Here is a 24,720-nt window from a genome sequence, read left to right as displayed (position 1 = left end):
AAAAATGATTCAAACATATAACGAAAAGGTTTAAGTTTTCTGAGGAGCGATAGAGTTCAATGAAACTTACCTTTGCATTTCTAATATTAGTCCTAATAACAGGGATGAGTTACGCTGTATTTCATGAGATAGAGAATTCTAATTTCATGAGTGGAGAAAGAGGTGCTCAGTCATCTCATACTTCTGACTCCCCTTTCCTTGAAGTTTCCGTTAATTCTACGTCAATTTCGCCCGGGGAACCCTTCCTATTACACGTCACGTTATTCAACCCGTCAGCAACAAACGTTCCGGTGAAGGTAAACCAAAGCCAAATTCTTGGTGCTCAGCCTTGTAATAATTACATACCTATAGGCGTTATTATGTACAAAGGTATATTCACTCCCCAAAACGTCTCGAATGCGACGCCGTTATATGTATACCCTAGGATAGTATTCTGTCCTATAGAATTCCCTGTGATCAACGAGACCTTACTTCCTCAAAGTGATATACTTAACGTCACATATGAGGGGATTCATGGAGTCGAATATAAGTTCGTAAGCTCGTCCGTGAGCGTAAAAATATCGGGGTACTACGGAGGTCCCCTTGGAGATAAACTTGTTCCGCTCTCCCCAGGGGAGTACACGATAGAAATATCGTCTACGTTGACGCCTCCGTCCTTCATTTATATAACTGTGTCCTAATAGGTGCTTTGCATCCATTTTCAATATTAGAACAAATAAAACTATGTAGAAAATATTTACAGTAATTTTTTCCTATACCTTGTTCCTCTTCTTAACATATTCCTTAAAAGTGCTATTATATGGATGAACCATGTTTTTTGTAATAACTAGAGAAATGACACGGTATTACCTTCAAGTCTAACTACGGACTTGGGTTTTCTCCGTCCTGCGATATTAAGATGGGTAAGAAACAACTATTCTCTCAGCCTTACTTCATGCTTTTTTCGTGAATAGTGGACACGTAATATACATATAATAACTTAAGGGAAACTCTCCAATTCATTGTAAGGTTGTACGCTATTCATAAGGGACTCATATTAGGCCTAATCTATTCAATTGCCTCAAGTGATCACTCAATCTCTACAGATAGAAAATGAGATCTGAAGCTTGAAACGAGATATCCCTTTTAACCTTCTCCCGTCTAAACATTTCTAGCAGTTCCTTCGCTTTTCCCTGGATCTGATTCCTCTTGCCTTACTATCCCGTGTCTATTTCCCTTTCCACGTCTTTGTCTCGTCGCTCGTCCTTCCTCTCAGGCTTAACCACGTGCTTCTTGTAGAGGGTTATTACACCACGATCTACCAAGTAATTTGCTGTATTATTTAAGTAAAATAAATTGAAAGCGTTGTATAAGGCAACTATTAGTTATAAATATACATACCCATATATACAGGTTTATCTCATGAGAATCATAACGGTAAAAGTTCCGGAAGATCTCTACGAGAAAATGAGGAAGCATAAAGAGATCAATTGGAGTGAAATTATTAGGAACGCAATTAAACTCCTTCTTCCTTTCAATCTCAAGTAGATTTAGGTCGTTCGAAACGCTAATTGTAGCGACTCTCTCTCCAACGACGGGAGTAGGACAATTAAATAGTTTAGATTAGAAGATTTTTTATCATTGAACAAATAGATTCATCTCTGGGTTCAAGAAAACGCCTGCCTGAGCACTAAACCTACTCCTCATGAAAGGAAAATTTATTCCTCGACTCTACATATGTCACTCTCATATGCCAATAAGGGATGAGAAAACCTACGCCAGAATGAGCTTGAACGACTTTAAGGTAGCATACGAGAGGTTAAAGAAGGGAGAACTTAGGTTATCTGCCTTCAGGGCTTATAAGGCGGAGCGCAGGATGCTCCAGTGTTTGGCAATGATACACGACCTCCACAGGAAGGACACTCCTTGTGCTGTACCAAAGAGATGTATGATGGATGTAGCTGAGAGGCTTAGGGGAAAGTACGAAGGAATAGAGGACATGACTTCGTCAGCGCTTTCCTTGTTCGACCAGTGGAAGCGTGGGGACGTGGACCCTGATGACGTTAAGGAACTTCTTGTAAGGTTAAGATACGACTGGCTGAAGGATTTCCTGGACGACCGCGAGATAATGGAGATAGACGAGCTCAAGAGGAGACTTTAAGCGTACAGGGAACGTCTCACCTCTGACGTAGATGGAAATTATCTTGGTCTCCTCAACTCATGCTCTATGACGTTTAGCATTTTCTAGTTATGAGCTGGATGTATTTCTCAAGGTCCTCACAGTATATCAAGACCTCACCGTTGATAACGTAACCCGTCTTTATCCTAGATATGTTTCCCTTTATGATAGTTGGTAGCGTATGCCCAGAGACGTGAAATGTACCGTAGCCTATTTTATACAGCCCCAATCCCGCTATTCTCACTGGAGTTCCGCTCACCGTTTCCATTGTCACGGGTAAGGTGAACCTCTTCTCTTTGAAAGTGAAACCGTTCTTGGTATACCTTATCTTTAGTTCCTTTCCGTCCACCAGATATACTCCCAACCCAGATCTGTCAAATAAGAAGGAGAGAACAAGGATTAGAAGAGTCATTAATATGAAAGAAGAAATTATAACTAACAAAGAGAAAGAGAAAGAAACTTTAACCGGTATTAACCCCAGAGCTATGACCAGCGGTACAACATAGAGAACGTATATCAACGGGTCCCTTAGAACTTCTCCTCTCTTTATTCCGCATAGCTCTACTGTTTGAGGCATAAATAAATATAACCTTTTGAGCTAATAAAGTTTTTTTCTTAAAGAATCAATTATTAATTCAAGCATAAAAGGAGTTATATTGTGATCCTTATTTATTAATTTAATTTCTAAAGTCTTTAAATATCTTAGTAACTTCAGGGCCCGAGCAATCTACCTCTCCTTTGCGAATTCAGTTTATTTATTGAAATAGAATAAATTTAATTGAACACCCTCGTATGGGCTGGGCGAGGACTCACGCTTGACAATTCTCTTTATTTAATCTATTTTAATATAATTACAATTTGCAATGATGACCTGAATCGCCCTAGGCCCTGAGATGGGTCTTTTCTTCTGGTTTTTGAACCTTTCAATTTTACTTAATAGTGAGTTCGAGATTTTCCTACTGAACTTTGAACATGTCTAAAAATGAGTTTTTCATACTAGACCGTATAAAATGGAGGACTTGTAAAGTGATTCCATTGATTGGGTTCATGTAGGAAAAACTGATCTATGAGAGAATGTTAACCTTAAACGTGATGTTACTTTAATCGAACTATGAGCGTGATACTGCAGGCTATTGGATATGCTTCCGGACTGAGCTCCGTGATTTCTACAGCCGCTTTAATTGCAACGATTTATTATTACAGGAAACAGACCCAGCTTTTACAGGTCCAGCTTGACGAGATAAAGTCCCAGTCGTCGGTTCAGGAGTGCCTACAGGTCAGGGACTCGTTGATAAGGATTCATGATGTGCTTTTACCTCTCATGTTAGACGAGATAGACGAAATAGCGTCCTTCAAGAGGAAGCTTAACGAGTCTTGTTCCGATTCGATACAATGCATGGTATACGTCCACAACTTGTTCTCCAGCATGAAGGAGGGAAACCTAGACAGTTTTCTAGACAACGTCAACAGGCTGTTGAGGGACCTAAAGTCATTACAAGTGGAGAGATTCAAGGGATCATATGAGCTCATCGGAGGTATCATAAGGTCAATTTGCGACTCCGAGAACGGGTGTAGAACTGTCGAAGAACTAAAGAAGCTGAAGGAAAGGTACGGCGGGCTCAACGATTCGGATCTATTCGAGGTAGACCTCCCGGTCATGGAAACTGTGGAGAAAGGGGAGATGAAACTCAACCTTATGAGAGAGGACATCTCCAAGGCCTTCAACGCGAAGGAACTTCCAAATATTCTCGACAAACTGGACTTCATTGTGGACTGCAGATGCGGAGACGAACAGTGCAACGAGAAGTTCGAGATGTCGGACCTCATAGAGGGGAAGAAGAACCCCTTGAAGGAAATGCTGGAAAACCCGTCCTTCTGCAAGGAGAAAGGAATAGAGCTCTGTTGCGAGGAGATGAGGACTTATCTAGTCAGCTTGGGAGATGTGGTCAAAGATAACGAGAAGTCCAGGAAATTGTATTCTCTCATTTACCTGAATTATTTAGCTAACAGGACTAGGAACCTGATAAACAAGATAAAGATTCCTTCAGAGGTCGACCTGAAGATCCGTTTGAGGGCAGAACTGGAACGTGAGACTTGTAGCAAGATCTGACAAGTTCCCCAAAAAGTGAAGAGTGAACATGAGCTTTATCTCTTGCAGGAGAAAACACGACGAAATGAACACATGGATCCTGCTCCTTCTTGTAAGTTTAACGAGGGCAAGGTGATATCTAACTATTGCCTCACACAAGTTTCACTGGTTCGCCGTTCCGTGCGTTGTTCGCCCATCTCTCTTTTAGCGTGGAGATAGGCACTCAATATGCGGATTGTTGTTCATATACTATCTTCTCCATTCAAGTAAGATAAGACAGTAGGTGTGTATGCATGTATATAAAATGTTTATATATAATAGTTGATTCTCCTCTCAAGGTCTCGCTAAACCCCCAGCCTTAAAGGAGATCTCAGTATAGGAATTATTTTTAAGAAAAAGAGTATCAAATGGTGAGACTATCTGCCCTCATCTCTAACTTTTCGCTCTCTTAAACCCGTTCTTTATGAGGAAATTCTAGCTAGCCTCAAGCCTAATCTTTGATTCTCTCTATTACTTTAGTGGATTTAGATATCAAGCACTTTTTTTCTCACTATCTAGACAGAGTATTGGTTCTAAATTGACCTAAGACTATTCATACCTATGAGGAAAGTTCATGTAACTGCAGTAGGAACTTCGCTGTTAGGGAATTCGTCAAAAGACAGTAATGTGAAAAAGGTTATAGATGAACTAGGACTTGAAAACTGGGAGAGGATGAGTTTCAACGATGATAGACAGAGAAAGATAGCTGATAATTTCAACAGGATCAAGGGAGTCCTCTTAGAGTACTTGAGGGACAAAGGGCAAGGAGGGTCTGCAGAGCTGGACTCCCTCCTTTCAGCAATGAAGAGATTTGGGCACTCGAAGGAGGAGGTTTACGTGCTCATGTACACCACGAATACGTGGAACTCGGAACTTGCAGGGGAAGTCATCAAGGACTACTTGGAGGAACAAGGTATTCATGGAGAGAAAACAGAGATAAGCTCCATATCCTCTGAGGAATCATTTTATGAAGGAATTAATGACCTTTTCGACAAGGTGATAAAAAGGATCATCAAGTTCAAGGAAGAAGGAGATGAGGTCTTCATAAACGCTACCCCTGGACTCAAGCCTGAGACCACGTTCCTTTCCCTAGCTGGACTTCTCGCAGGGGCAGACTCTATCTACTACAAGTACCAAGAGTTCAACAATGTAGTCTCTCTGCCTTCTCTTCCTATAACGATCACCCCTAAGTACCTCGAATGGTTAATTCGCTTCGCAGAGTCCCGGGTATACGCTCTCTAACAGGAGAGCTAAAGAGCTCGGCATTCCCGTTCATTCCCTTGAGATCAGGAGTCTAGCAGAGAGGAAAGGAGAGGACGCATACAGATTAAGGGAATGGGCGAGGAAAATAGTAGACATGTACCTACCCAACGGATTCCACAACTACCTACCCAACGGATTCCACAACGAGACTTACAAAGTAGTGGTCGAAGACAAAGTTGAGGCTGAATTTCAGAGTGAGGACGATGCTTACAAGTTCATGGAGATTAAGAGAAAGGAGGGAAAGAAGGTGAGAGTGGAGACTCCAGATAAGGTGTATTTCCTTGGACCTTGAAGTAGAGGTAGAGGGGACGAAAGTAAAAGTCAAAGTAAAAGTCAAGGTAGACACAGGGTTTCAAGGTGAGCTACTGGTCGAAAAGGGTATCTTTGACGAGATACCGGCCGAGCCTTCTGACGGACCTAGGATATGCACCGCATCAATGCAGTGCTATGAGACCTACGTAAAGCTCGCTAACGTGAGTGGGCTTGGAAAAGAAGCTGTAGCTGAGATATTGTATTCACCCGTAATAGACAAAAACATTATCGGAGAGAGACTCCTCGAGAAACTAGGGCTTGTAGTAAACTATAAAGAGAAATTAATTTAGAATTCATTGCCTACCAGGAGAACTTATCGCTTAAAGAAATTAAACACAAGATATATTCATAGACCATGTTTAAATACAGGATATCTCCGCTGAATGAGATTCCCTCTCCTTAACCTCGGTTTTGGTAATTAGTTCAAGATACTCTATGGCATTGACAAGCCCCATGAAAAAACTTTCATTCCACTCTCCCGTTCCTTTTTGCTACTCTTTTTCCATGAAACAGAGGGCAATATCCGGGATCTTAGGTGGTCTAATTTTAATTACCATTTTAGTGGGTAGCCTCAGCCTATTGATGACGTTGGAGAGGGAGCAATCAAGCGTTTTCGCAGGGCAACAGAGTTCCGTCTCTAAAACGCTCGAGTTTAGCCCTTTAGTTGAGGTATACTCTCAGGGCGAACCCCTGCTGATGTCCTCCTCCGGTGAACCGCTATACGTTAAGTACCTTATTTTCCCTGACGGTGAGGTGAAAAGCGTGAACGTGGAAATCTCCTCAAAACCTCTCCCCGTATCTTCTCTAGTGAATAACTACAACGGATGGTTCATAGCAGTCACAAACGACGGAGAAGAGTATAACGTCAGCGACTATCCTCTTCAAGATCCCAGTGATGCAAGTCTGAACGGAGGGATAGGGATAACTCATGCGATCAGCCTCAAGAACTTTTCTGACACCCAGGAAGTCTACAACATAATAGACGAAGCGTCTTCGTTACCGTTTCACGATGTTTCAGGCGCGGAGGTTGTGACACAACAAGCTGACGGTACGAACTATTTAGGATTGTCCAACGTAACTCTGATTTACACGTTCCCTAAAAACAACCTGACTCTATGCATAGGAATGTACTTCTTCGAGAATGGAGATCCTGCACCTTCACCCTTCGGAATACTGTTCTACAGCGGTGACGGATATGGGAACAATTATGGACATTATTACTATGAATATTTCTACGGAGAGGGTGAAAATAATGGGACTCAGTTGTTCTGGGAGAGCTTCTACCCTGTAGTTAATTCGAGCTCTAATCAATTAAAAGGGGAGCAGTATTCCCACGTAACTTTCGCCAAAATGTATAGATATACTGAGATAAACGACTCAATAAACGATGGTTATCTTAGTGTAGTGTTCTACAGAATTTCTATCGTTAACTTGTATGGCACTTGGTATCTTTCAGTGGGATCCAAAGGAGTTGGCATGACCTACAATGAGAGTTATCCATTTCAAACTTCCACCTACTACCCTGTAGGAACCCAAATACCTATCACTAGTTCCCCTTTATACGAACTGTATGTCTTTGTCCCAGCTAACGCAATGATAGTCATGCAGTAAGCATTCTCCACGTCTTCCAACTTTTTTGATCACATTATTCTTAATTTATCTGTTAATGTAATGTAAAAGTGTTGTAAAATCCTTTTTCTTCTTTTCTCTTTTCTTCTTTTTCTATTATAAATCAGAAACGACAAGGGGCTCTACGACAAAAGGACGCCTCAATTTGAAGGATCTAACGTTCCCGTTTATCGCTCAATTTATACTTCATCAGACTTTAAAGGACAAGTTCCTCCTAGTGCCCTGGTTTAAGGTGTCAAACTGCGCGTAGATCTAAAGTAAATCTCGTCCTTTAAGATCTAGCCAAGTATAAGTTCTCCTCTCACTAGTCAAGAGAGCCAACTAAGTATAAAGGGACCGAAATACAGGAGTAAGTCTTCTCTTGACCCGGCGTGTTGACGTTCATGTTCACTTCCCTCAATGATGCCCTCAGTCCCAAGAAATGTATAAACGTCATGACGAGGGAAACTGCAACAATATCGTAGGGAAACGTTACGACGTCGACTTCACCGAAAGGCCTAACATAAATGAGCTGATCACTCAGTTATCGTTATACTTTGAATTAAAGGATGAATAGGCCTACAAGTTCCTCAAGATGTCCTCAGAAAGAGCATCGAAAATAACGTATAGAGACTGAAGGATCTTAACTGTAACATCGAATCTCCTGCTTCCTAGAATTCATCCAGTGGCTTCACTTATTTTTACTTTCATTTCCACTTTCTCCTACATTTTTTATTTCATTCATTATTTCCTCTTCATAATTCTCCAATTTTTTACTCTCTTCCTCCAGTCTTCCTAACCTGATCTGGTTTTCTTTACTTATGGACAATTTACCATCTGGGCTTACATTTACCTTTAAATCTATAGATAATCCACCGTGCATCAACACGTTCCTGTATTTCAGGACTTCGCTGTGATACGAGTTGAAGTAAGACGTCACCAAATTATCGCATTTCTCATATTTGTTATCTTCAGCGTCAAATGTTCCGCCTCCTCTCAATTTCATGCAGAAGGCTACCGGTAGTTCTCTAGCTAGGGAGAATGCCTTATCGTACATCGATGCGTCTATGTAAAGTTTCAGCAATTTCATAAGTGAAGTGATGTCGTCTTCCATGTTTGATGTTATTCTCTCCACTTTGAACGTGGAGTAGAAGTTCGATAGGACTATCTCTCTGACGTCAAGCGTCTGGTGTTTGTACCATTCGCTGAAGAAAGACCTCAACTTATCGACGTCTTGTTTTATACTTTCAATGTTTTCGTTTACATCCTCAATGTCACGCATGGCGTTGACCGAAAATCCGTTCCTTATGTCGCGAAGAAGGTTAATCACCTTCCCAGGATCTGCTCCCTTTATATTCTTTATAACATAGACTTCATCCCCATTGAACGTGTTGGGGTTCAATCCTCTCAGGCTGGAACTATAGTCTTTGAAGTACCTTTCATCTAATTTCTCTATGGAGGAAGATATCATGAGGGAGTCCTTAGTAGCCTTCACCACTTCGGTGAGGTCTAACACTCTCACTTCCTGTGTACCAGGGTTCCCTATGACTGGAGCAGAGAAGAAGCTGGAGTTAAAGAGAGAACCTACGCTTAAAGTGATGGACACTAAGACGTTTGTGCCGTGAGTTAGGTCGACGAGGAACTCGTCGCAATCGTCAGACTCCAATTCTTTGAAAACTGAGTATATAACGTTAAACACGAAGGTTGGATTACCCTCCCTCTTATAGGGTTTTTTAACGACTCCACCGCCGTTTTTGCCGTCTTCATTAACCACTACCTCACCGTTACGGCTTAACGTAGCAGAACCAACGCCTATGTTAGGGATATATCTAACTTCCATCTTTTGTATGAATTCTTCCAGTCCTTTCTGTTTGTCTTCACTTAATTGGCTCTGTAATTTTGAGGCCCTTTTTCTCAATAAGTCTCTATAAGCTTTTACCAGGTTATCAACATTCACACTATTTCCTTCTTCAACTATTAAGCTGTCAGGCAAAAGGGCGACAACTCTATCCGGATTAAGCACCTGAGAGAGGGCATGTGCGGCAATGAAAGTAAATTCCTCTCTCCCGTTTATGATATATCTTACAGGATTATAATTATTTACATCTCCTGCAATGTATAATAAACATTTCATATAATCTATACATGTTTACTGTACTAAAAAATACTGTAGCCAATTTTTCCTAACCCTCATGTTTCTTAACTATTCTCTATTTTTAGTTCTCCTAGATTTTACGTAATAAAACAGTTACCAAATTAAGACGAAGCTTGGAATTTCACTATGTGATAAACTTGTAAAAAAAGTTTGGTAAAAACATGGGACGCAAACGAAAGGAACTTGGTAGGAATACATTAAAGTGAACGTGTTTACTCGAAAACCTTTTTTTAGAGAATTAAAAGTTACAAGGGTGATTTACAAGTATTTGTTTAACGTGAGGGTAAACCACGACGTGGTTATACCTCCTTTCTCGTCAAAGGTCTCAAGGACGCTCCTTACTTCAGTCTCTCCTCTATACAAGGAGATGATAGAGAGCACCGAACCGCTGAAACCTTTTCGGGTCACTGTTCTTAAAAAATCCGGTAACCCCGTGTTTAAAGGAATCCTGAAAAAGGAGGAGACTTACAACTTCAGTTTCACCACCCTTAGGGAGGACTTCTCGATTCTTCAAAACCCCTCTTTAAAGAAGGAGTTATGGGGAGCTGAGTTTCAAATGGAACTCTCTAAGGTAGAAGCAACGCCCAACATAGAACCTTCCGAAAAGAGGTTCTTTCACGTTAGGTTCAAGACTCCAACCCTGATACAACCTCCTAGGCCTAGAAGAACAAAAACTAATCGCTTCATTCTCTTCCCTTACTCTCCCTTTCTCGTAAAGTCATTATGGTCACACTGGAATAAGTACATGTCTCACATAAAGGTTGGGTCTTACCTCAGAGTTCTATATTCCTTGAGGGAAGTGAATTACGAGATATCTGCTGTATCAGCTGAGTACGGATCTAACACCATAAGGGGCTTCTTGGGATGGACTACGTTTGAGCTCAAGGCTAAGAAAGGATCTAACTTGAGGAGAGGTATAGATGTTCTCCTTCAATACGCTAACTACGTAGGGGTGGGGAAGAGCAGATCCATAGGTTTCGGAGAGGTAGAAGTCATCCCGCAGGATCTCCCCTACAAGCCTAAGGATCAAAATACGTTCACACAAATAGATAAAAAAGATAACAAATAAAAAAATTTTATATGGTGATAAATAACAAATAAAACTCATTCTTGAAACGCTGTGATTTCACCAAGATATTTTAATATTTAGTTTTATTTCATACAACTAAAATTATTATAATTACTGCCTCTGATTATTCGTTATCTCTAATATTTCTAATATCTTTATCAATTTATCCCTCTTCCATTCTCTCAGAATTCTCATTACGTTCTGTGCATTAGTGTTCACATCTCTTATGTTAATATTTCGATTTCTTTCAAAATATCGTATGTCTTTGAGAGCTTTCAGGAAAATTATATTAAAGTTCTCTTGACTTACACCAGACTCCTTATTTAATATTATTAAATAACTTCGTATAATTTTCCTTAAGAATTTATCCACGTCATTCATACTAGAAATATATTGTCTAGTTTCTCTTTTTAATTTTCCTATATCTTCTATTTCCTGTTCAAATATTTCAGCATTTTCTCCGAATATTTTGCATAGCTTATCTCTTAAATTTTCATCACTGCTATTGTTAAACATCGCATCAGGGCGTCTTTGAGGTCTACTTTCACTATTGTTTCTCCCTCTATGCGAAAAATTGTTATTTCTACTCATAACGATCACTCACAGTATATTCTGAATTTATTACTTGAAATCTTACATCCCTTTGTTCTAGTATTTACTACCCTTTCTGAAAACTCCCTTGCTACGCGATCCTTCACGTCTATTTCCCTCCAACCTGATGTCAGGCTTGACTTCTCCTCTACCTTGAAATTTAGGAGCTTCACTCTACCTATTCCAAATGGCTTAGCTCTCCCTATGCGGAAACCGCAGTTCTCGTACTTGCCTCCTTGATCAGGAGACATCACTGCTAAGACTTTCGTCAGTTCTTCTATAGTGGAATTAGTCATAATTAATCTTCCCTCTAATTTAGTTCCAGCGGGAATAGTTTCTAGGCAAGTATAGCCTCTTCTAAGTAAATCTTCAATATTTATATCTTTTCTATACTCGGGTATGTAGAACTTTATTCCACCACTCTTACAATATTTATGTGGTTTCCATTCTCTACCTATAGATACATACTCAGGTCTAGCATCTCCAGCTATAGCGTCACTAAAGAGTACTCTGCTCTCCGCGCTTTCTCCATGCGAAAATCCAAATAAGTCCGCAGTTAGCATGGGATATCCATAAACTGCTAAGAAGTGAGCTCTAATAGCTCCCTTTAGGGATGAGCCACTTAATGCTAGTTTATTCCCTGACTTGTACGAAAGGACAGTCAGATTCTCTTGGTTATAGCAAGACCTGATAAAACCGACCTCGCCTGAGCAAGTGCATGTATTCTTGACCACTTGCAGTGATAACTCAACTTTAAAGAGACTTCTACCTTTCCCAGCGTTAAAAAAAGTACCTCTAGACGTATGCTCGCTGGGGAGTATAACATCACTGTATTTTCCTACGAAATCATAGTTTGAACTCGGAAATCTGTTTGACAATGGTCTGTTTGTCATTAGCTTGATCACCCTAACAATTTTATGGCTTCTTCTGAAATTTCAGCTATATTTAAAATCCCTTTCTTTCTCAATGATTTCAGATTAACTTTCTGTTGCTTTTCATTTCCTCCTATGTTTTCAGTTATCTCTAACACTTTATCCCTTATAATGTACTTGCATTTGGATTTACTGAAGGGGGAATAGAACTCAATTTCAGGAGAGACTTGATAATGATATATTGACTTAATACTGAATGATACTTCTCCGTAACCTCTACTCTTGAACCCTCCAACTCTGACGACTCTATCGTTTAATAGAGATATCACATCGTTAAGTTTGCTTAGGAGATATAATAGAGGTAAATTCCTTGATATTATTTCTCCTGTGAAAGTAATACCAGGAGGGACGTACTCTACCGTGAACAAGTTAGATACGCCACCCGTACTTAAATCAATCTTTATGTGAGTTCTTTCGTGTACCGGAACATCCTCTTTCGACACAAAATCGGTGAATAATAAAGGAGAGGCGAAGTTATTCTCGTTCCCAGTAGAGCCAAAAAGCTCCTCGAAGTCCCTTCCGTAAATCTTATTGAGACTGGATCTAAAAATTCCCTTCAAGGATGAACCTGGTATTGCTACCTTCTTTCCGTATCTAAACGTAGGCAGGTCTGGTTCATCTATCTCTCTGTTTTCACCCGTTCCGACTCTCAAAGGCGAAAGGTTAGTGACTTCAACCTCAATTCTATCATTAGTAAACATTTTAGAGAATTTAACTTGATCTGACATTATCATCACTTTTTCTCAGAAATCAAATCAATTGGAGTGTACTTCTTAGAGTTAATGATGGAGAACTCACATAGTCCATATCCTCTACTCCTCCAACCACCTATAAAGATTTCAGTTTTATTTAGCGTAGATTTCAATATCTCGAAGGCTCTATCTATTTGACTCGAGTTTCCTGTATCTATAGAATTATATATCATCTTTCCAATGAATTTAGATCCAGGCTCAACGGCCTCTAGTTCTACCAATGCCCCTGTCTTAGCAACTTCCCTGTCTAAATCAATAGACACGTGAAACCTACTCTTCACAGCTCCGTTATCGACTTGAGCGTCGGTAAACAATAATGGGGATGCGAAGAAATGAGACCCAAATAAAAGGTCAATTACACCTAGTTTTGCGTCTTTATCTCCGTTTATGGACTTCTCGACCTCCACAAGTAAGGAATTAGTATCTTTTTCCTTCTGAAGTTCTATTATCTCCTCCTCTTTCCCTACTGCCTTTTCTATTCCTATAATTTCCTTTAATTTTTGAGGAGGAATAGAGGATAGCATTCTGGTGTATTCAGCCCTTATCACCCCCTTAATTGAGGATCCTGGAATGAACGGTTTTCCGTCTGCTCCTTTTATTACGGGTAAATCAGGTTCTGCAATGTCTGCCCCAGGGACACCACCGACCCTTAAGAACTCTTTAGACTCCAGCTGAAACTCAACCACTTCCCTGTATTTTATAGCTGCATGTAACTCCATTTTTTATTCACCCATTGATTTTTTAAGTATGTCTAGGATATCCTTCTTTTTATCGCTTTTCTCTACCACATAAGTTACCATTACTACTCCCTTCAAGTACTCTGTAATTTCTTCCAGAATTTCTTTATCATTCTTATTCTTCCTTCTCTCGCTTTGTATCAGTTCTTGTATTTTATTAAACAAAGACATTAACTCGTTATTCTGTGAAAATCCCTTATTTCTAGCAACCAGATATGACAAATTTAACATGAAGTTCTTGAGGTCGGTCTCGTTAATTGCTAGATCAAGTAAATTCCGAGTTAAATTCCTAGTTATCCCCTTTTTATCATCCTCTCCATTTCCATTACTCCTTTCGATGCTTTGAGATTGCCCACCTTGTGCTGTAGTCTGCAATCTCCTATCCAGAATTTCTATTGCGTCCTTAGCTCCCTTGTTTCTCATGGACTTTATGGTTAAAGAAGATCCTTCCTCCCGATTCGATTGAATTGACGACAATATCCTTCAATCTAGAGTTATATAATTCCTCTTTAATATCCTTTTTTCTTTTTAATAATACGACCGATCCAGTTCTCACATAGTTCCTGACTTCCCATTCATCGTAATCTAGAGATCTCCTCTCCTCAATACTAACTATCTTCACCTTAACGTCGAAGAATTCCTTTAGTGCCTCTAATGCCTCTGTGTATTTACTATACGGTAAGTATCCGTAAATGTCCATTACCAGGAAATCATCCCTTCTATCGTCTATCTCTACCTCTTCCTTCTCTGCCTTCAACAGCCTTAGCTTTCCGTATCCGTCTGTTCTGAGTGCTCCAACGTTTATCTCTCCATTTTTCAACATTGACTCTAATTCCTGTATCTCCTGCTCTTCTCCCTTGACCTCGAACGTGAATTGATGTCCAGGCGAGATTGCGATAACATGGGAGAAAAGCCCTTTTATTTCGTTGTTTTCCCTTACTGTCCTAACTGTCTTAAGTTTAGGATCGACCTCTATAACTGATGCGTGGAATCGTTTAACTCTAATTTCCTTTACTTCGCCATCGAGGAACCAGTTCCTCGGTCCTTTCTTGAGCCTCACTACCTCCTCGCCTATTTTCTTCCTACCTTCAAGTTCATCTATTATCACGTTTAGTTTGTCGGCTATTTTTCCGCTTTCATCCTTAGATAGAGTGGCCAGCGAGGGAACGTTCATCTGACATTTCATTGATGGGAAGGCATCAGTGAAGCTCAGAGACGTTTGAGGTTTGGATTTCTCTTTAAATAACTTATCACCGTCAATAATTCTAGACAGATATGCACCTTTAAGTGTAGTAGAAGGAATGAAATCTATAGACTTCATGTAGTTTTTTGAAAGGGAGGATATCAGCAAAGGAGTTTCATTTATTACCGTAATTTTCTTTATCAACCTCTTCACCCTTCTTGAATTTCAACTTCCTTTATGATACCCAGCCCTTTAGATCCTCCCCAACCTATGGAAGTATACTTAAGTAATTTGATAGAATTCTTCAATATTTCTCTTGAATTTTGAGATAAAGGGTAGACCTCTCTAGCCTCAAACTTTAACGATAGTTTTCCAGGTAAATACTCGAAAGAGTATAGATGAGCAGTTTTCACTATTCCCAGCTTTTGATCTAATTTCACACCGTACCTTTTATTCGGCTTAGCCGATGAGACATATCCCCAGCCAAATTCCACCTTTCCCTGTTTGGTTCCGGGAAGACCGAATATTTCCTCGATAGGATCTCGATTTTTACACACCATTAATGCGTTCTTCTTGATGACTCCTTTTATGCTAGATCCGGGTACGACCAGAACCTTATCGCCAGAGGTCATGTAAAGAACCTTTAAATCAGGCTCAAAATCCCCTGTAAATGAGTTCTCGCTTGAACCTCTTAAATTATCCACTATTAAGGTCACACTATACTTCATACGAATTACCTCGATTGAGCCTTAGCTTCGAGTTCATTAAAGAAGGTGCAAATTTCATCCTTTTTTAATTTTTCATTCCCTGCAGAGATCGGCATATCTTCCATAGGCTCGAGCACTGAGATAAATGTTATGACGAGCTTACGTAGTAGTTCCTCGTCTTGTAATTCGTTGAACATTTCCAGGAACAGTTTCACTATATCGGTTCCCTTAGATCTAAAGACTCTATAGGTGAGCGAAATCTTATCTTCCTTGATATACTTCAGAAGTTCCCTCATATTCTTAGTGTTTAGCCCAGACTTGCAAAACTCAGACATGTATTCTGACAATCCCTTGACGTCCTCCCTCGATAACACTAGACCGGGGAAGGAGGAAACTTCTTCTGTTCCTCCGAACTTCGAGGATAGAAAGCTGGTGATTAAACCTGCTCCCTTTAACTTGGGTTGAACTTTAGTTTTGGAGTACTCTTTCGATATACCTTGGAGCCTCTCAGCTTCTTCCTTCCCTAATATGAAAGGATAGTCTACCTTGTTACTGAGGAATATCCCTGCAGAGATTCCGAACCACATATAAGGGTCTGCATCAGTAGCTTTCCTCTCAAGTTCACCTCCTTTTCTAGAATAGGTTGCGTTCTTTAACGCCATATCCATTCCTTCAGAGAAAAGAAAGACGTCGTCTCCTCTGAATAAGAAAATAATGTCGTCCCCTCCAAGGACGAGAGGAACGAAGTTTACCTCCCCCTTCTTTTCAATTGTATATAAAAGTCCTCTTTCTATAGAGTAATAGATGTAAAAGCTAAGCCCGTTCAGGATTGCTATGTACTGGGTCAAGGTCGTCGCGTTGCTCTTAAGTTTTCCGAAATTGTCTCCATCGGCGTCAAAGAAGGCTATCCACCCTGACCCACCATGGTTCTCATCCCACTCATCAACAGTTATCGGCACTTTAATTCCCACAACGTCTTTCCCGCTTTCTTTCAGATCGTGTATTAATTCCCTTATGATGTTGAAAGCCCTTAGGACCTCCACTCTCTTCCCTGGGTTATCTTCACCTCCAAGCAGGGACTGGACGCTATTTCTGAACTCTACATACATATCTTGAGCTAACTTACACGCACCGCATAGATCTCCTTCCTCCTTAGGGTTCATTTTACACTCCTTACAAGTGTTATTGATGGGAATCCTTCTCTCCTTTCCTAGCTCAGAGGACGGCTTAATCTCGCTCGATGACGCATGTGAGAGAAACTTCGATACTAGTGACCCAAAACTCCTCACTGAGTCCCTCAAATAAGGGGACTTTTCTCCCCAGCCTTCCCACACTTCCTTAGGTCCAAGGAAGAATTCTGAAAGCAGAAAGTCTTCCTTGAAGTCTCTGTACTTAAAGAACCTAAGTTCGCCCTTTTCAGGATCCAGAACTCCGGTTAGAATTTCCTCTGTTTTGAAAGTAGAAGGCGTTATAGCCAGAACCGAGCCACCTTCATCCGAGATGACGCATTCTGGTCCCACTTTCTCCTGTATTCGCCTTGAGATCTCGTGGTTCAAGTAATCTATGAGCAGACTGTAACCAGCGTACACCTTAAGGGATGTTCCCCTGCTTACGTAACTCTTTATTGAGGGAATCTCAAAGAAATACATGGAGACGAGTTTTCCCTCCCCCTTTTCTCCTATGAGTTCTCGTTCAGCGTTTACGAGTCTACTGTTTACCCTGAGAGAGGCATTTTCATCCTTGTCTAGAAAACCGTAAGTCCTCACTCCTGAAAAGTCCTCGTCTTCCTCTACATGCCCGTCTCTTATTAGGTCCTCTATTCTCTTGAGGTCTTCATCGCTTCCTATATTGTACCCGATTTCCTTGAAACCACGAGCTCTTCTTAAAAAATTCATCATGCTATCCTTCCCACTGTTTAAGTCGGTCTCCCTGAAAACTATGGATCTCGACGACGATGAAACCTTATCGGCGAAAGCTACGATCAACTCTAGAATATTAGAAGGCCTTCTATCTTGAGAGGTATATCTACCGTAGTGATGACGAGATGCAGTTAAGGCCAACGCTTCAGCGAGCTCCCCGTCTTCTCTGAAAATATTCTTGACATATTCATATGATCTTTCCGCGTGGTTACAAGGAGGCATCTTACCTAAATCGTGAAGTAAGGCAGCCAGTCTTATGAAACCCCTTAAAATCTCTCTATCACATGAATTATTTCCTAAAAATGGATATATGACATCGCCTAGAAGCCCTTTGTCGTACATAGAGAGGGCTACACTTACAGCGAAGGCTGATGTCGTAATCATGTGATCTCCTATACTATTGAGGAAACCCGGGAACCGCGTATCAGCCGGTAGAATAACGAAAGGAACATCGTAACTTTTCCCTATTTCTAATTCCTTATGATAAAGTCTGATCTCTTCCTTTATCTCATTCACTATGCAATCTGCTGTCAGGTTTAGTGCCTTTCCTTTTTCTCCTTTCTTCCAGTAATCAAGGTTCTCTTTCCAACATTCTCTTACCTTCTCTCTAATTTCCTCAGATTCACGAGAAGTGCTCTTTCTTATTACCTTGAAAGTTAACGGATCAGGTCTGACATAGTTCGCAGAACTCATTAGCAGAGTAGTGTAAGTGAAGATAATTTAACTTTACTATTTCTCGTGACACCCATGTTAATCAATTATATTTTTAAATAAACTTATATGAAATGTAAATACAAAATAAGAATAATATAGAATTAATACTAACTATAAAATCTCTATATTAATATTTTAGACTATATATTTATTATTGTAGATAAAAGTCAATATATTATGGTATTAAGTTAAGAAGTGAACATAACAATGTATATCCGCTGAGGAAGTCTCTTAGGGGATTATTAAGGTAAGAGTCTTTATGTGTGGTCCCGGTCTTCTCTCCCCATCCCTTGTCTGGAACTCATGAATGAATCGTTGAATTTCCTTATGACGTTTATGAACCCCTTATCTCCACCCCTGAGCTTATTAGCTGAAGTGTAGTCACATGCAACTAACCCTTGAAGATTGAGGAGAAATATCTTCCTAATTTTTGGACTGGAGTTCATCCAGATCTCTTTCCATAGCTCTACATAGATCCTCTGAGTTTCCCACGCAATCTCAGATACATTCACTCTATTTAGTCTCACATTATCAATATAAATATCGTTTAACTCTTCCCAGAATAGATTAAAGGTCTCCTCGTCTACTTCCATCTCGTTCTTCTTCAAGATGTTAATCCTCTCCCTAAGTTCCATTGGGTGGTGATGCATCAACACAGATAGAGCGATTAACTTTCTGCCCGTTATTTCGTCCTTGAGGTATTGACCTACATTGAAATGTCTGTAAACCGCCCAGCAGGAAATAACCTCATGCCCAGGGAAGGTAAGTCTCTTACCCTCTCTGAAGGCGTGTTGGTTGAAAACCACTTTACCGAAGTCGTGGAATATTATAGACAGACGCAGGATCTTCAAGAAGTCGTCGGTCAGCTTCATGCCTTGCCTGATCAATCTTCCTTCAGCGTTAATGTTACTCAAAGCTAGGTTAATATGATCCTTTAATCTCTCCTCCACAGGAGGATCATAGAAGCTGTAGATCACGGAAGACCCACCTCCGTATAGGCAGAATTTACCTTATACTTGAAACCCTCCAATGAGTAGATTACAGCTTCCTTCTCGCTACGAGGGCACCTCCTCTCTTCATTTCCGTTAAATGCTTTAACGCAGTTATTCCTTATGTAGTTGAAGTTTACAGGAACCTCCACCCCGTCGCTTGACAAAGCTGTCAGGACATCTCCCTCCCTCACGAGACTCCCATCCATCTTTATCAGGAGGTCCATGGCAGACTCTGAAGGATTGCTCAGGTTAGTGATCACGTTAACTATTTTCTCCATCAGGTTGTAGTCCACCTCAGGAGGGGAAGAATAGACGTGATCGAGGAACCTCTCATAACCTATGTGTAGATTGATGTCCTGGTTTGAACTCAGGTAATCCAGGGTTCTTCTGACCAACTCTCCTTCGTAAACCTTGTACCTAACTCCGTCCTCTTTCCCTTCCTCGTACCACACTATCGCTTTACCTTTCTTCTCATCTTTTCTAAGGAACCTACCGAACCTTTGGATAAGAGAGTTTGCTGGGCATAGCTCAGAAATTATCAAATCTGATGAGAAGTCCAGTCCCGCCTCCACTGCTTGAGTCCCAACGACTATACCTTCACTCATTGTCTCCACCTCGATGGCCTTCTTTTTCCTATCCTCGTCCGAGAATCTAGAATGTATGAGGACTTTCTTCTCCCCTTCTATACTTCTGTAGAACTCTATGGCATCATTGACGGTATTGAAGATAACCAACGCCTTCCTGAAGTCTTTCTTGAGGTCTTTCAGGACAGACTTCAGAGTATTTAACTTGTCATTCCTTATTCCCTTGAGCTCGATTCTGTATCTCTTACTCTCCCTTTCTCTGGAGAACTCCTTATCGTAGCATTCCTTGAACTCAAGTAACTTAGCTTGTTGCGAGAGGATCCCTCTGTAAGACTTGGGTAAGGTAGCTGACATGGAGATCACGTTATTCCCGAACGTTTTGCTAAGCCTCAGAAAGGTCATAAGGAAGGAAAGCGACTTAGTCCTATCCGCCAAAAGATGTACCTCATCGAAGACGTGAGACGCGGTGAAAACTGAGGCCCATGAGAACATGTAATGTCCCAGGGAGCCATAGGTCGTCCCATGATATTCCTTGTATACTTTCTGGGTATCCTCGGGAGATAGACCCAAGGACATGAGGGATAAGTTATCCACAGTGGTAAGAGTAACCGGGTGAACCAAGTAAGGTGAATCTGCCCTTCCCATGTACCTCACCCCGATAACGTCAATGTAGCCCCTCATCCTCATGAAGTTTTGGAACTTCCATGACTGTTGTTCAATGAGTGATCTAAGGGGGTATGACACGACTATCTTGAAGCCATCCTCTATCTCTCTCATGGAGAGCGCCATTGATATGGCAGTCTTGCCGTACCCAGTGGGTGCCAAGACGAAGTAGTTTCCATCCTGAATTGAAGACATCACGTGATCTAGGAAGGGCCTCTCCTTGAGTCCCAGGGACTCCTTGACTACCTCATAATAAGATAAGTTATCCATCTCAGGTATCCGCCCTTTTCATTCGCTTTATTCGCCTCGTGGAGCTCCCTCACTGCCATGTTCAGATATGTAGAGTTATCCGAGGTCAGGAACATGTACACGTACTTTAGTGCCATGTAAGCGTGATAACCGTCGCCTTTCTTATCTCTCCCGTTAAGGAAATCCGACGCAGGTATTATGAGTAAGTTCACGAGTTTTTGCAAGGACTTCACCAGTTTCATGTTTTGATATATCCTCATGTTCAGCATAGTTATTGGGAAATCGTTATACACCTTATACGTATTCCCCTCACTGGAGATCTTCAACAACCTCAGGTTCACCCGCTCTAGTCGATTTGACATCATTGCAGATATCACGGAACTGTCCAGGAGGGACTCCAGGGAAATTATCTCCTCCGAAACCCTCCCGACCTTCTTGAGGGCGTTTCTTAAGTCTGCCTTTAGCTGATCCTTCACTGAGAACCATGCTAAAGGATTGGCTAGACAGTCTGGTACCTGCGAAGTGTCGAATAGGAGAAAATAATAGTCATTTCCTATAGTGACCACGCTCGAGGAGATGAGCCCTAAAAAGAAGAGATACGCTCCTGACAAGTCTGTGAAACATGTAACCTGCTTCTTCATAAGCCCGCTCTCCATGCTTGATATTCCCATATATCTGTCTACTTTCATGATCTGAAAGCTAAGCCAGTTCTCTTTCATTTCGAGATTGTGCCCTACAAAGACGTCCTCGTTCACCTTCATGCTAACTTCAAGGTCGGGTGTGATGAGGGATAGACACTCTGCTAATGACTCCAGCTTAGCGTCAATCTGTTTGCACTGAGGAATTTGAGCAGAAATCCTTTTCAGAGTATGCTTTACGTCGTTTCCTGTGAAGTAAAATTGCACTTTATTTCTCCAGAGACCTTGAAGGCATTCAGGTGATGGATCATTTCTGCAGATACTCAAAACGTAAATGTACCCTTCGTAGATCATCGAGGAGAGTATTGAGGAGTCAGGAGGAAAGTTAACTTTCAATTCCCATCACTACCTCTTCACCTACCTTGTATCCAGTGTATTTGCCCTTGACCTTCACGGCTACCTTATAATCTCTGAACGGAAGCCCGATCATGTATTTTACTGTCTTAGACTCTACGTACATCTTCCACGGAGAGTCCACTAAGCTTCCCCCGTCAACAGGAACGTAAAATTGATAGAGAAACTCCCCTAGGCTGTGAATTTCTACTTCGTCCAATACTGGGATGGCAAAGTCTGTCTCAAACTCCTTACCTACTCCCTTCACATCGTGTTCATTAACGTTGGTTACCGAAACTAAACTCTCCTTGCTCCCAATCCTCTTTATCCTCCACAGATCATCAACGGTGATGTCAGAGTCCCTAACTATCAGGACAACTCTGAGGGATGGAGGACTATCATCCAAGGAAGAGAGGATAGTCTTTCCCCTGGCTGGGGCATCGAAGGACTTGTAGACCTCCACAGTAGAAGGGTACTCTTCACCAGCAGAAGTCCTGATCGCGATCACCTTGTTCAGATCCTGAAATGAAATCGGGATGGCGTTCAAAGACTTGAAAGTAAGAGAAAGGATCTCTTTGGATAGCTTTACAACAGTGGACACACTCTCGCTTTCTGACCTGCCTTTTCTGACGTTATATGACTCCGCTATAGCACCGAGGATGGTGCTGGGCGGGGGGAAAAGGTAAGACGACGAGGTCTTGGACATCCCCGCTATTCTCGCCTGAAAGCCCCAACAATACTCCACGTCAAACACGTAACCCTTCATGCTTTAGCCTCATTTCTTTGCGTTCTCGATCGCGGAAACTCGTTTCTCTGCGTTCTCGATCGCGGAAACTATTGCCTCCTCGGCTGAGTCGTAACTCTTCATTTCATTAGGGGAAACTTCTTCCTTCGTCTCCGTGTTTTCAGAGTAAGCGTGAATCTCAGTTTCGTATGATACTTTTTCTCTCTTGATCCTTGCTCTCTTTAAATAGTCCTCGGTAAAGCTACTAGGCATCGTCCACACCTCGTTTGAGACTGCAATTCCTATTGAGTCCCAACTAACGTCGGACGGGTTGAACCTAGTCCTCTTCGCCCCTACGGGGAACTCGAGGAGGAACCTCTTCAGAGCCTCAAGGGAGGCTTCTATCCTTGACTTAACATCATTTTCACTCATGTCTTTTATTACTTTACCGTAATTATCCACACTAAACGTGTACTTGCCTATGAACTTAGTGTCTATGTCGAAGGAGAAAGAGAACATAGCTGAGGATACCTCCACGTAGTAGATCATTTGTCCAGAGCTACTGCTCTCCTCGCCCATGTTCACGAACTTTGTACCCAACGCATATCTGCTGTGAAGTTGAGGATCTATCGAGGTCACGCTCAGGGATTCCTTGACTGGTATCATGTAGCCTGTACTGAAAGCGGATGTTCTCTTCACGTTGGGGTTCTCGGCGAACAAGAAACCTCCGACGTCTTCTACGCCACAGCTTTTGATTATGTTCTCCTCTATTTCATTAGCTGCTTGTACACTCTCGCTTCCCTTTTTGCCTGATTTAGGCGGGTCGTTTCCAGTGACCTCCTTGTATATTTCCTTATTGGTACTCTTAAGGAATATACCCTTCTCACAGTACTTACAGACCTTCTGCCCCTTCTTCTTCAACGCTTCGGCTAAGATTAACTGGTACGAATGGGCCACGCTCTCTCCCGAAATGGAAGGGACGAAGAAAGTCATGAAATTCCCGTCCTTCTCTTTCACGACCACGGGAACCCTCCTATGCTTAACATAGTTACCGACGCTCTCAACCATGTTGGCCGCCTCAACTTCAAGCCATACCCTGCCCCTAACTGAAACGTACATCTCATTCCTCACCTTTCTTGAATAGATAAGACATCAAGCTCTTGTTCTGAGACAGCGATTCTATAGCTGAGACATCTACATCCAGTTCCTGTGATAAATCCTGTTTATGGATTTCGAGTTCCTGAGACAACTTTTCTGGATCAGAAACCTGAATACCTCTTGACTTAAGGTGATTTAGTGCATTACTTGCCAATAAGTACTCCCTTGAAACCTTCATCTTAGCTGCTAAGGTTAATGCGGAGGCGGAAATATATGATACGGTCTCCCTTAATTCTGGTAGAGAATTAATGGCCCTGATAAAGGCAAGCTCCTTATTAACTGCGTCGAATCTGATGCTTTTCGATAGGTTGATGGCCTCGGGATCGTTGATCTTCCCACTGTTCAAGAGAGAGTTATAGTCCCTCAACGCTTCCCTCGTGTGGTACAATGCTAGATCCTTGGACGCTGACTGAGATAATTTATCAATATAGGAATATTCTCTCTGAACATATAGAAGAAGGGCCAAGACTTTTGCTAACTCGTCTCCCTCCTTATACTCATTATACTTTTGCATATACATACTTGAAATAAAGGAGTTTAATAACTATTATTATTTTTGGTTCTTTTATATATCTTGATTTTTATAAAATGGACGTGAATCGCAAACTTAGACTAAATCTTGCTAAAATTCCGTTATGAGTCTATCCTAAGAGGGTTTGTCATAGGTAGAGAGGAAATAGCGAAGCTTTCAATCCCGTTATGGGTTCAACAAGAAAGAACTCAACGAACTGATCAATACCCTGGAAGAGTACTTTCAATCCCGTTATGGGTTCAACGAATCAAGGGTAACGTTAACCGGACCTATTTCATTGAACTTTCAATCCCGTTATGGGTTCAACGAAAAAGTAAAATCCAAAACAATATATGAGAGAAGGAGACTTTCAATCCCGTTATGGGTTCAACGCTGTCATGCCCCTCACTGTCATGATGAGTGTCAGAAAACTTTCAATCCCGTTATGGGTTCAACATGGCGACCCAAACCCAAACCCAAATCAAAGTAAGTATCTTTCAATCCCGTTATGGGTTCAACGGGATACGGGGGGCTAAGGCGTATTCCTACCTTACTTTCAATCCCGTTATGGGTTCAACAA

At 41.3% G+C, this 24,720-nt stretch carries 23 protein-coding genes, 1 pseudogene and 1 CRISPR repeat array (1 of these 25 only partly in view); of the genes and pseudogenes, 8 read left to right on the top strand and 16 right to left on the bottom strand.

Going from position 1 to position 24,720, the window contains the following annotated elements:
* Positions 1-59: 59 nt before the first annotated feature.
* The 3 genes from IC007_RS10725 to IC007_RS10720 all read left to right on the top strand — a co-directional run bounded on the left by IC007_RS10725 (position 60) and on the right by IC007_RS10720 (position 2,140).
* Positions 60-680 (top strand): hypothetical protein, encoded by a 621-nt coding sequence (locus IC007_RS10725; protein ID WP_054846592.1) that lies wholly within the window; start codon positions 60-62, stop codon positions 678-680.
* Between the two features lie 721 nt (positions 681-1,401).
* The gene (locus tag IC007_RS14300) at positions 1,402-1,527 is read left to right on the top strand and encodes an AF_0619 family ribbon-helix-helix protein (protein WP_500797355.1); all 126 of its coding nucleotides are present in this window, start codon (positions 1,402-1,404) and stop codon (positions 1,525-1,527) included.
* A gap of 202 nt (positions 1,528-1,729) precedes the next feature.
* Positions 1,730-2,140: a PaREP1 family protein gene (locus tag IC007_RS10720; protein WP_054846591.1), complete on the top strand. Its 411-nt coding sequence runs from the start codon at positions 1,730-1,732 to the stop codon at positions 2,138-2,140.
* Between the two features lie 73 nt (positions 2,141-2,213).
* Here IC007_RS10720 and IC007_RS10715 read toward each other — a convergent pair whose 3' ends face one another.
* Complete coding sequence (locus tag IC007_RS10715; RefSeq protein WP_054846590.1) at positions 2,214-2,735, bottom strand: hypothetical protein; 522 nt, start codon at positions 2,733-2,735, stop codon at positions 2,214-2,216.
* 534 nt (positions 2,736-3,269) lie between these two features.
* Here IC007_RS10715 and IC007_RS13550 point away from each other — a divergent pair.
* From IC007_RS13550 to IC007_RS10695, 4 genes and pseudogenes are all read left to right on the top strand, one after another.
* On the top strand, positions 3,270-4,268 hold the full coding sequence (locus IC007_RS13550) for a hypothetical protein (RefSeq protein ID WP_174861572.1): 999 nt from the start codon (positions 3,270-3,272) through the stop codon (positions 4,266-4,268).
* 579 nt (positions 4,269-4,847) lie between these two features.
* A pseudogene (locus IC007_RS10705) lies at positions 4,848-5,841 on the top strand (putative CRISPR-associated protein).
* Complete coding sequence (locus tag IC007_RS10700) at positions 5,831-6,151, top strand: clan AA aspartic protease (RefSeq protein ID WP_054846589.1); 321 nt, start codon at positions 5,831-5,833, stop codon at positions 6,149-6,151. The pseudogene IC007_RS10705 and the gene IC007_RS10700 overlap by 11 nt, the downstream one beginning before the upstream one ends.
* Before the next feature lie 214 nt (positions 6,152-6,365).
* The gene (locus IC007_RS10695; protein WP_054846588.1) at positions 6,366-7,472 is read left to right on the top strand and encodes a hypothetical protein; all 1,107 of its coding nucleotides are present in this window, start codon (positions 6,366-6,368) and stop codon (positions 7,470-7,472) included.
* 688 nt (positions 7,473-8,160) lie between these two features.
* Here IC007_RS10695 and IC007_RS10690 read toward each other — a convergent pair.
* Positions 8,161-9,603 (bottom strand): TM1812 family CRISPR-associated protein, encoded by a 1,443-nt coding sequence (locus IC007_RS10690; RefSeq protein ID WP_054846922.1) that lies wholly within the window; start codon positions 9,601-9,603, stop codon positions 8,161-8,163.
* A gap of 274 nt (positions 9,604-9,877) precedes the next feature.
* On the opposite strand from IC007_RS10690, the gene cas6 reads away from it, so the two are divergent.
* A complete protein-coding gene (cas6, locus tag IC007_RS10685; protein ID WP_149528747.1) occupies positions 9,878-10,693 on the top strand; it encodes a CRISPR-associated endoribonuclease Cas6 in 816 nt (271 codons plus the stop codon).
* Positions 10,694-10,804: 111 nt separating this feature from the next.
* Here the strand turns inward: cas6 and IC007_RS10680 are convergent, their stop codons facing one another.
* The 14 genes from IC007_RS10680 to IC007_RS10615 all read right to left on the bottom strand — a co-directional run bounded on the left by IC007_RS10680 (position 10,805) and on the right by IC007_RS10615 (position 24,143).
* Positions 10,805-11,284, bottom strand: a complete 480-nt coding sequence (locus IC007_RS10680; RefSeq protein ID WP_149528746.1) for a hypothetical protein — start codon at positions 11,282-11,284, stop codon at positions 10,805-10,807.
* A 5-nt stretch (positions 11,285-11,289) separates the two neighbouring features.
* Positions 11,290-12,177, bottom strand: a complete 888-nt coding sequence (locus tag IC007_RS10675; protein ID WP_149528745.1) for an RAMP superfamily CRISPR-associated protein — start codon at positions 12,175-12,177, stop codon at positions 11,290-11,292.
* A gap of 8 nt (positions 12,178-12,185) precedes the next feature.
* Positions 12,186-12,944: an RAMP superfamily CRISPR-associated protein gene (locus tag IC007_RS10670; protein WP_162205017.1), complete on the bottom strand. Its 759-nt coding sequence runs from the start codon at positions 12,942-12,944 to the stop codon at positions 12,186-12,188.
* A 5-nt stretch (positions 12,945-12,949) separates the two neighbouring features.
* Complete coding sequence (csx7, locus tag IC007_RS10665) at positions 12,950-13,687, bottom strand: type III CRISPR-associated RAMP protein Csx7 (protein WP_149528744.1); 738 nt, start codon at positions 13,685-13,687, stop codon at positions 12,950-12,952.
* Positions 13,688-13,690: 3 nt separating this feature from the next.
* Positions 13,691-14,128, bottom strand: a complete 438-nt coding sequence (locus IC007_RS10660; RefSeq protein ID WP_054846523.1) for a hypothetical protein — start codon at positions 14,126-14,128, stop codon at positions 13,691-13,693.
* Entirely contained in the window at positions 14,109-15,092 is a 984-nt protein-coding gene (locus IC007_RS10655; protein WP_149528743.1) for a hypothetical protein, read from the bottom strand. The genes IC007_RS10660 and IC007_RS10655 overlap by 20 nt, the downstream gene beginning before the upstream one ends.
* A 5-nt stretch (positions 15,093-15,097) precedes the next feature.
* Entirely contained in the window at positions 15,098-15,616 is a 519-nt protein-coding gene (locus IC007_RS10650; RefSeq protein WP_084739869.1) for an RAMP superfamily CRISPR-associated protein, read from the bottom strand.
* Positions 15,617-15,621: 5 nt separating this feature from the next.
* Entirely contained in the window at positions 15,622-18,207 is a 2,586-nt protein-coding gene (locus IC007_RS10645) for an HD domain-containing protein (RefSeq protein WP_149528742.1), read from the bottom strand.
* A gap of 278 nt (positions 18,208-18,485) precedes the next feature.
* Complete coding sequence (locus tag IC007_RS10640) at positions 18,486-19,205, bottom strand: HD domain-containing protein (RefSeq protein WP_054846528.1); 720 nt, start codon at positions 19,203-19,205, stop codon at positions 18,486-18,488.
* Positions 19,202-20,737: a CRISPR-associated helicase Cas3' gene (cas3, locus tag IC007_RS10635; RefSeq protein WP_054846529.1), complete on the bottom strand. Its 1,536-nt coding sequence runs from the start codon at positions 20,735-20,737 to the stop codon at positions 19,202-19,204. The genes IC007_RS10640 and cas3 overlap by 4 nt, the downstream gene beginning before the upstream one ends.
* Positions 20,710-21,750: a hypothetical protein gene (locus tag IC007_RS10630; protein WP_149528741.1), complete on the bottom strand. Its 1,041-nt coding sequence runs from the start codon at positions 21,748-21,750 to the stop codon at positions 20,710-20,712. Before IC007_RS10630 ends, cas3 begins: the two co-directional genes overlap by 28 nt.
* Entirely contained in the window at positions 21,740-22,513 is a 774-nt protein-coding gene (gene cas5a / locus IC007_RS10625; RefSeq protein ID WP_054846531.1) for a type I-A CRISPR-associated protein Cas5a, read from the bottom strand. Before cas5a ends, IC007_RS10630 begins: the two co-directional genes overlap by 11 nt.
* A gap of 9 nt (positions 22,514-22,522) precedes the next feature.
* Positions 22,523-23,590, bottom strand: coding sequence for a type I-A CRISPR-associated protein Cas7/Csa2 (gene cas7a / locus IC007_RS10620; protein ID WP_054846532.1), 1,068 nt, complete (start codon positions 23,588-23,590; stop codon positions 22,523-22,525).
* A gap of 1 nt (position 23,591) precedes the next feature.
* Positions 23,592-24,143: a hypothetical protein gene (locus tag IC007_RS10615; RefSeq protein WP_054846533.1), complete on the bottom strand. Its 552-nt coding sequence runs from the start codon at positions 24,141-24,143 to the stop codon at positions 23,592-23,594.
* Between the two features lie 171 nt (positions 24,144-24,314).
* A CRISPR array of direct repeats spans positions 24,315-24,720; the repeat unit is 25 nt; unit sequence CTTTCAATCCCGTTATGGGTTCAAC; it runs 1,723 nt beyond the window's last position.

Origin of the sequence: Sulfuracidifex tepidarius (assembly GCF_008326425.1) — an archaeon.
Classification (GTDB): Archaea; Thermoproteota; Thermoprotei_A; order Sulfolobales; family Sulfolobaceae; genus Sulfuracidifex; species Sulfuracidifex tepidarius.
This window is presented reverse-complemented; position numbering and strand designations above follow the sequence as displayed.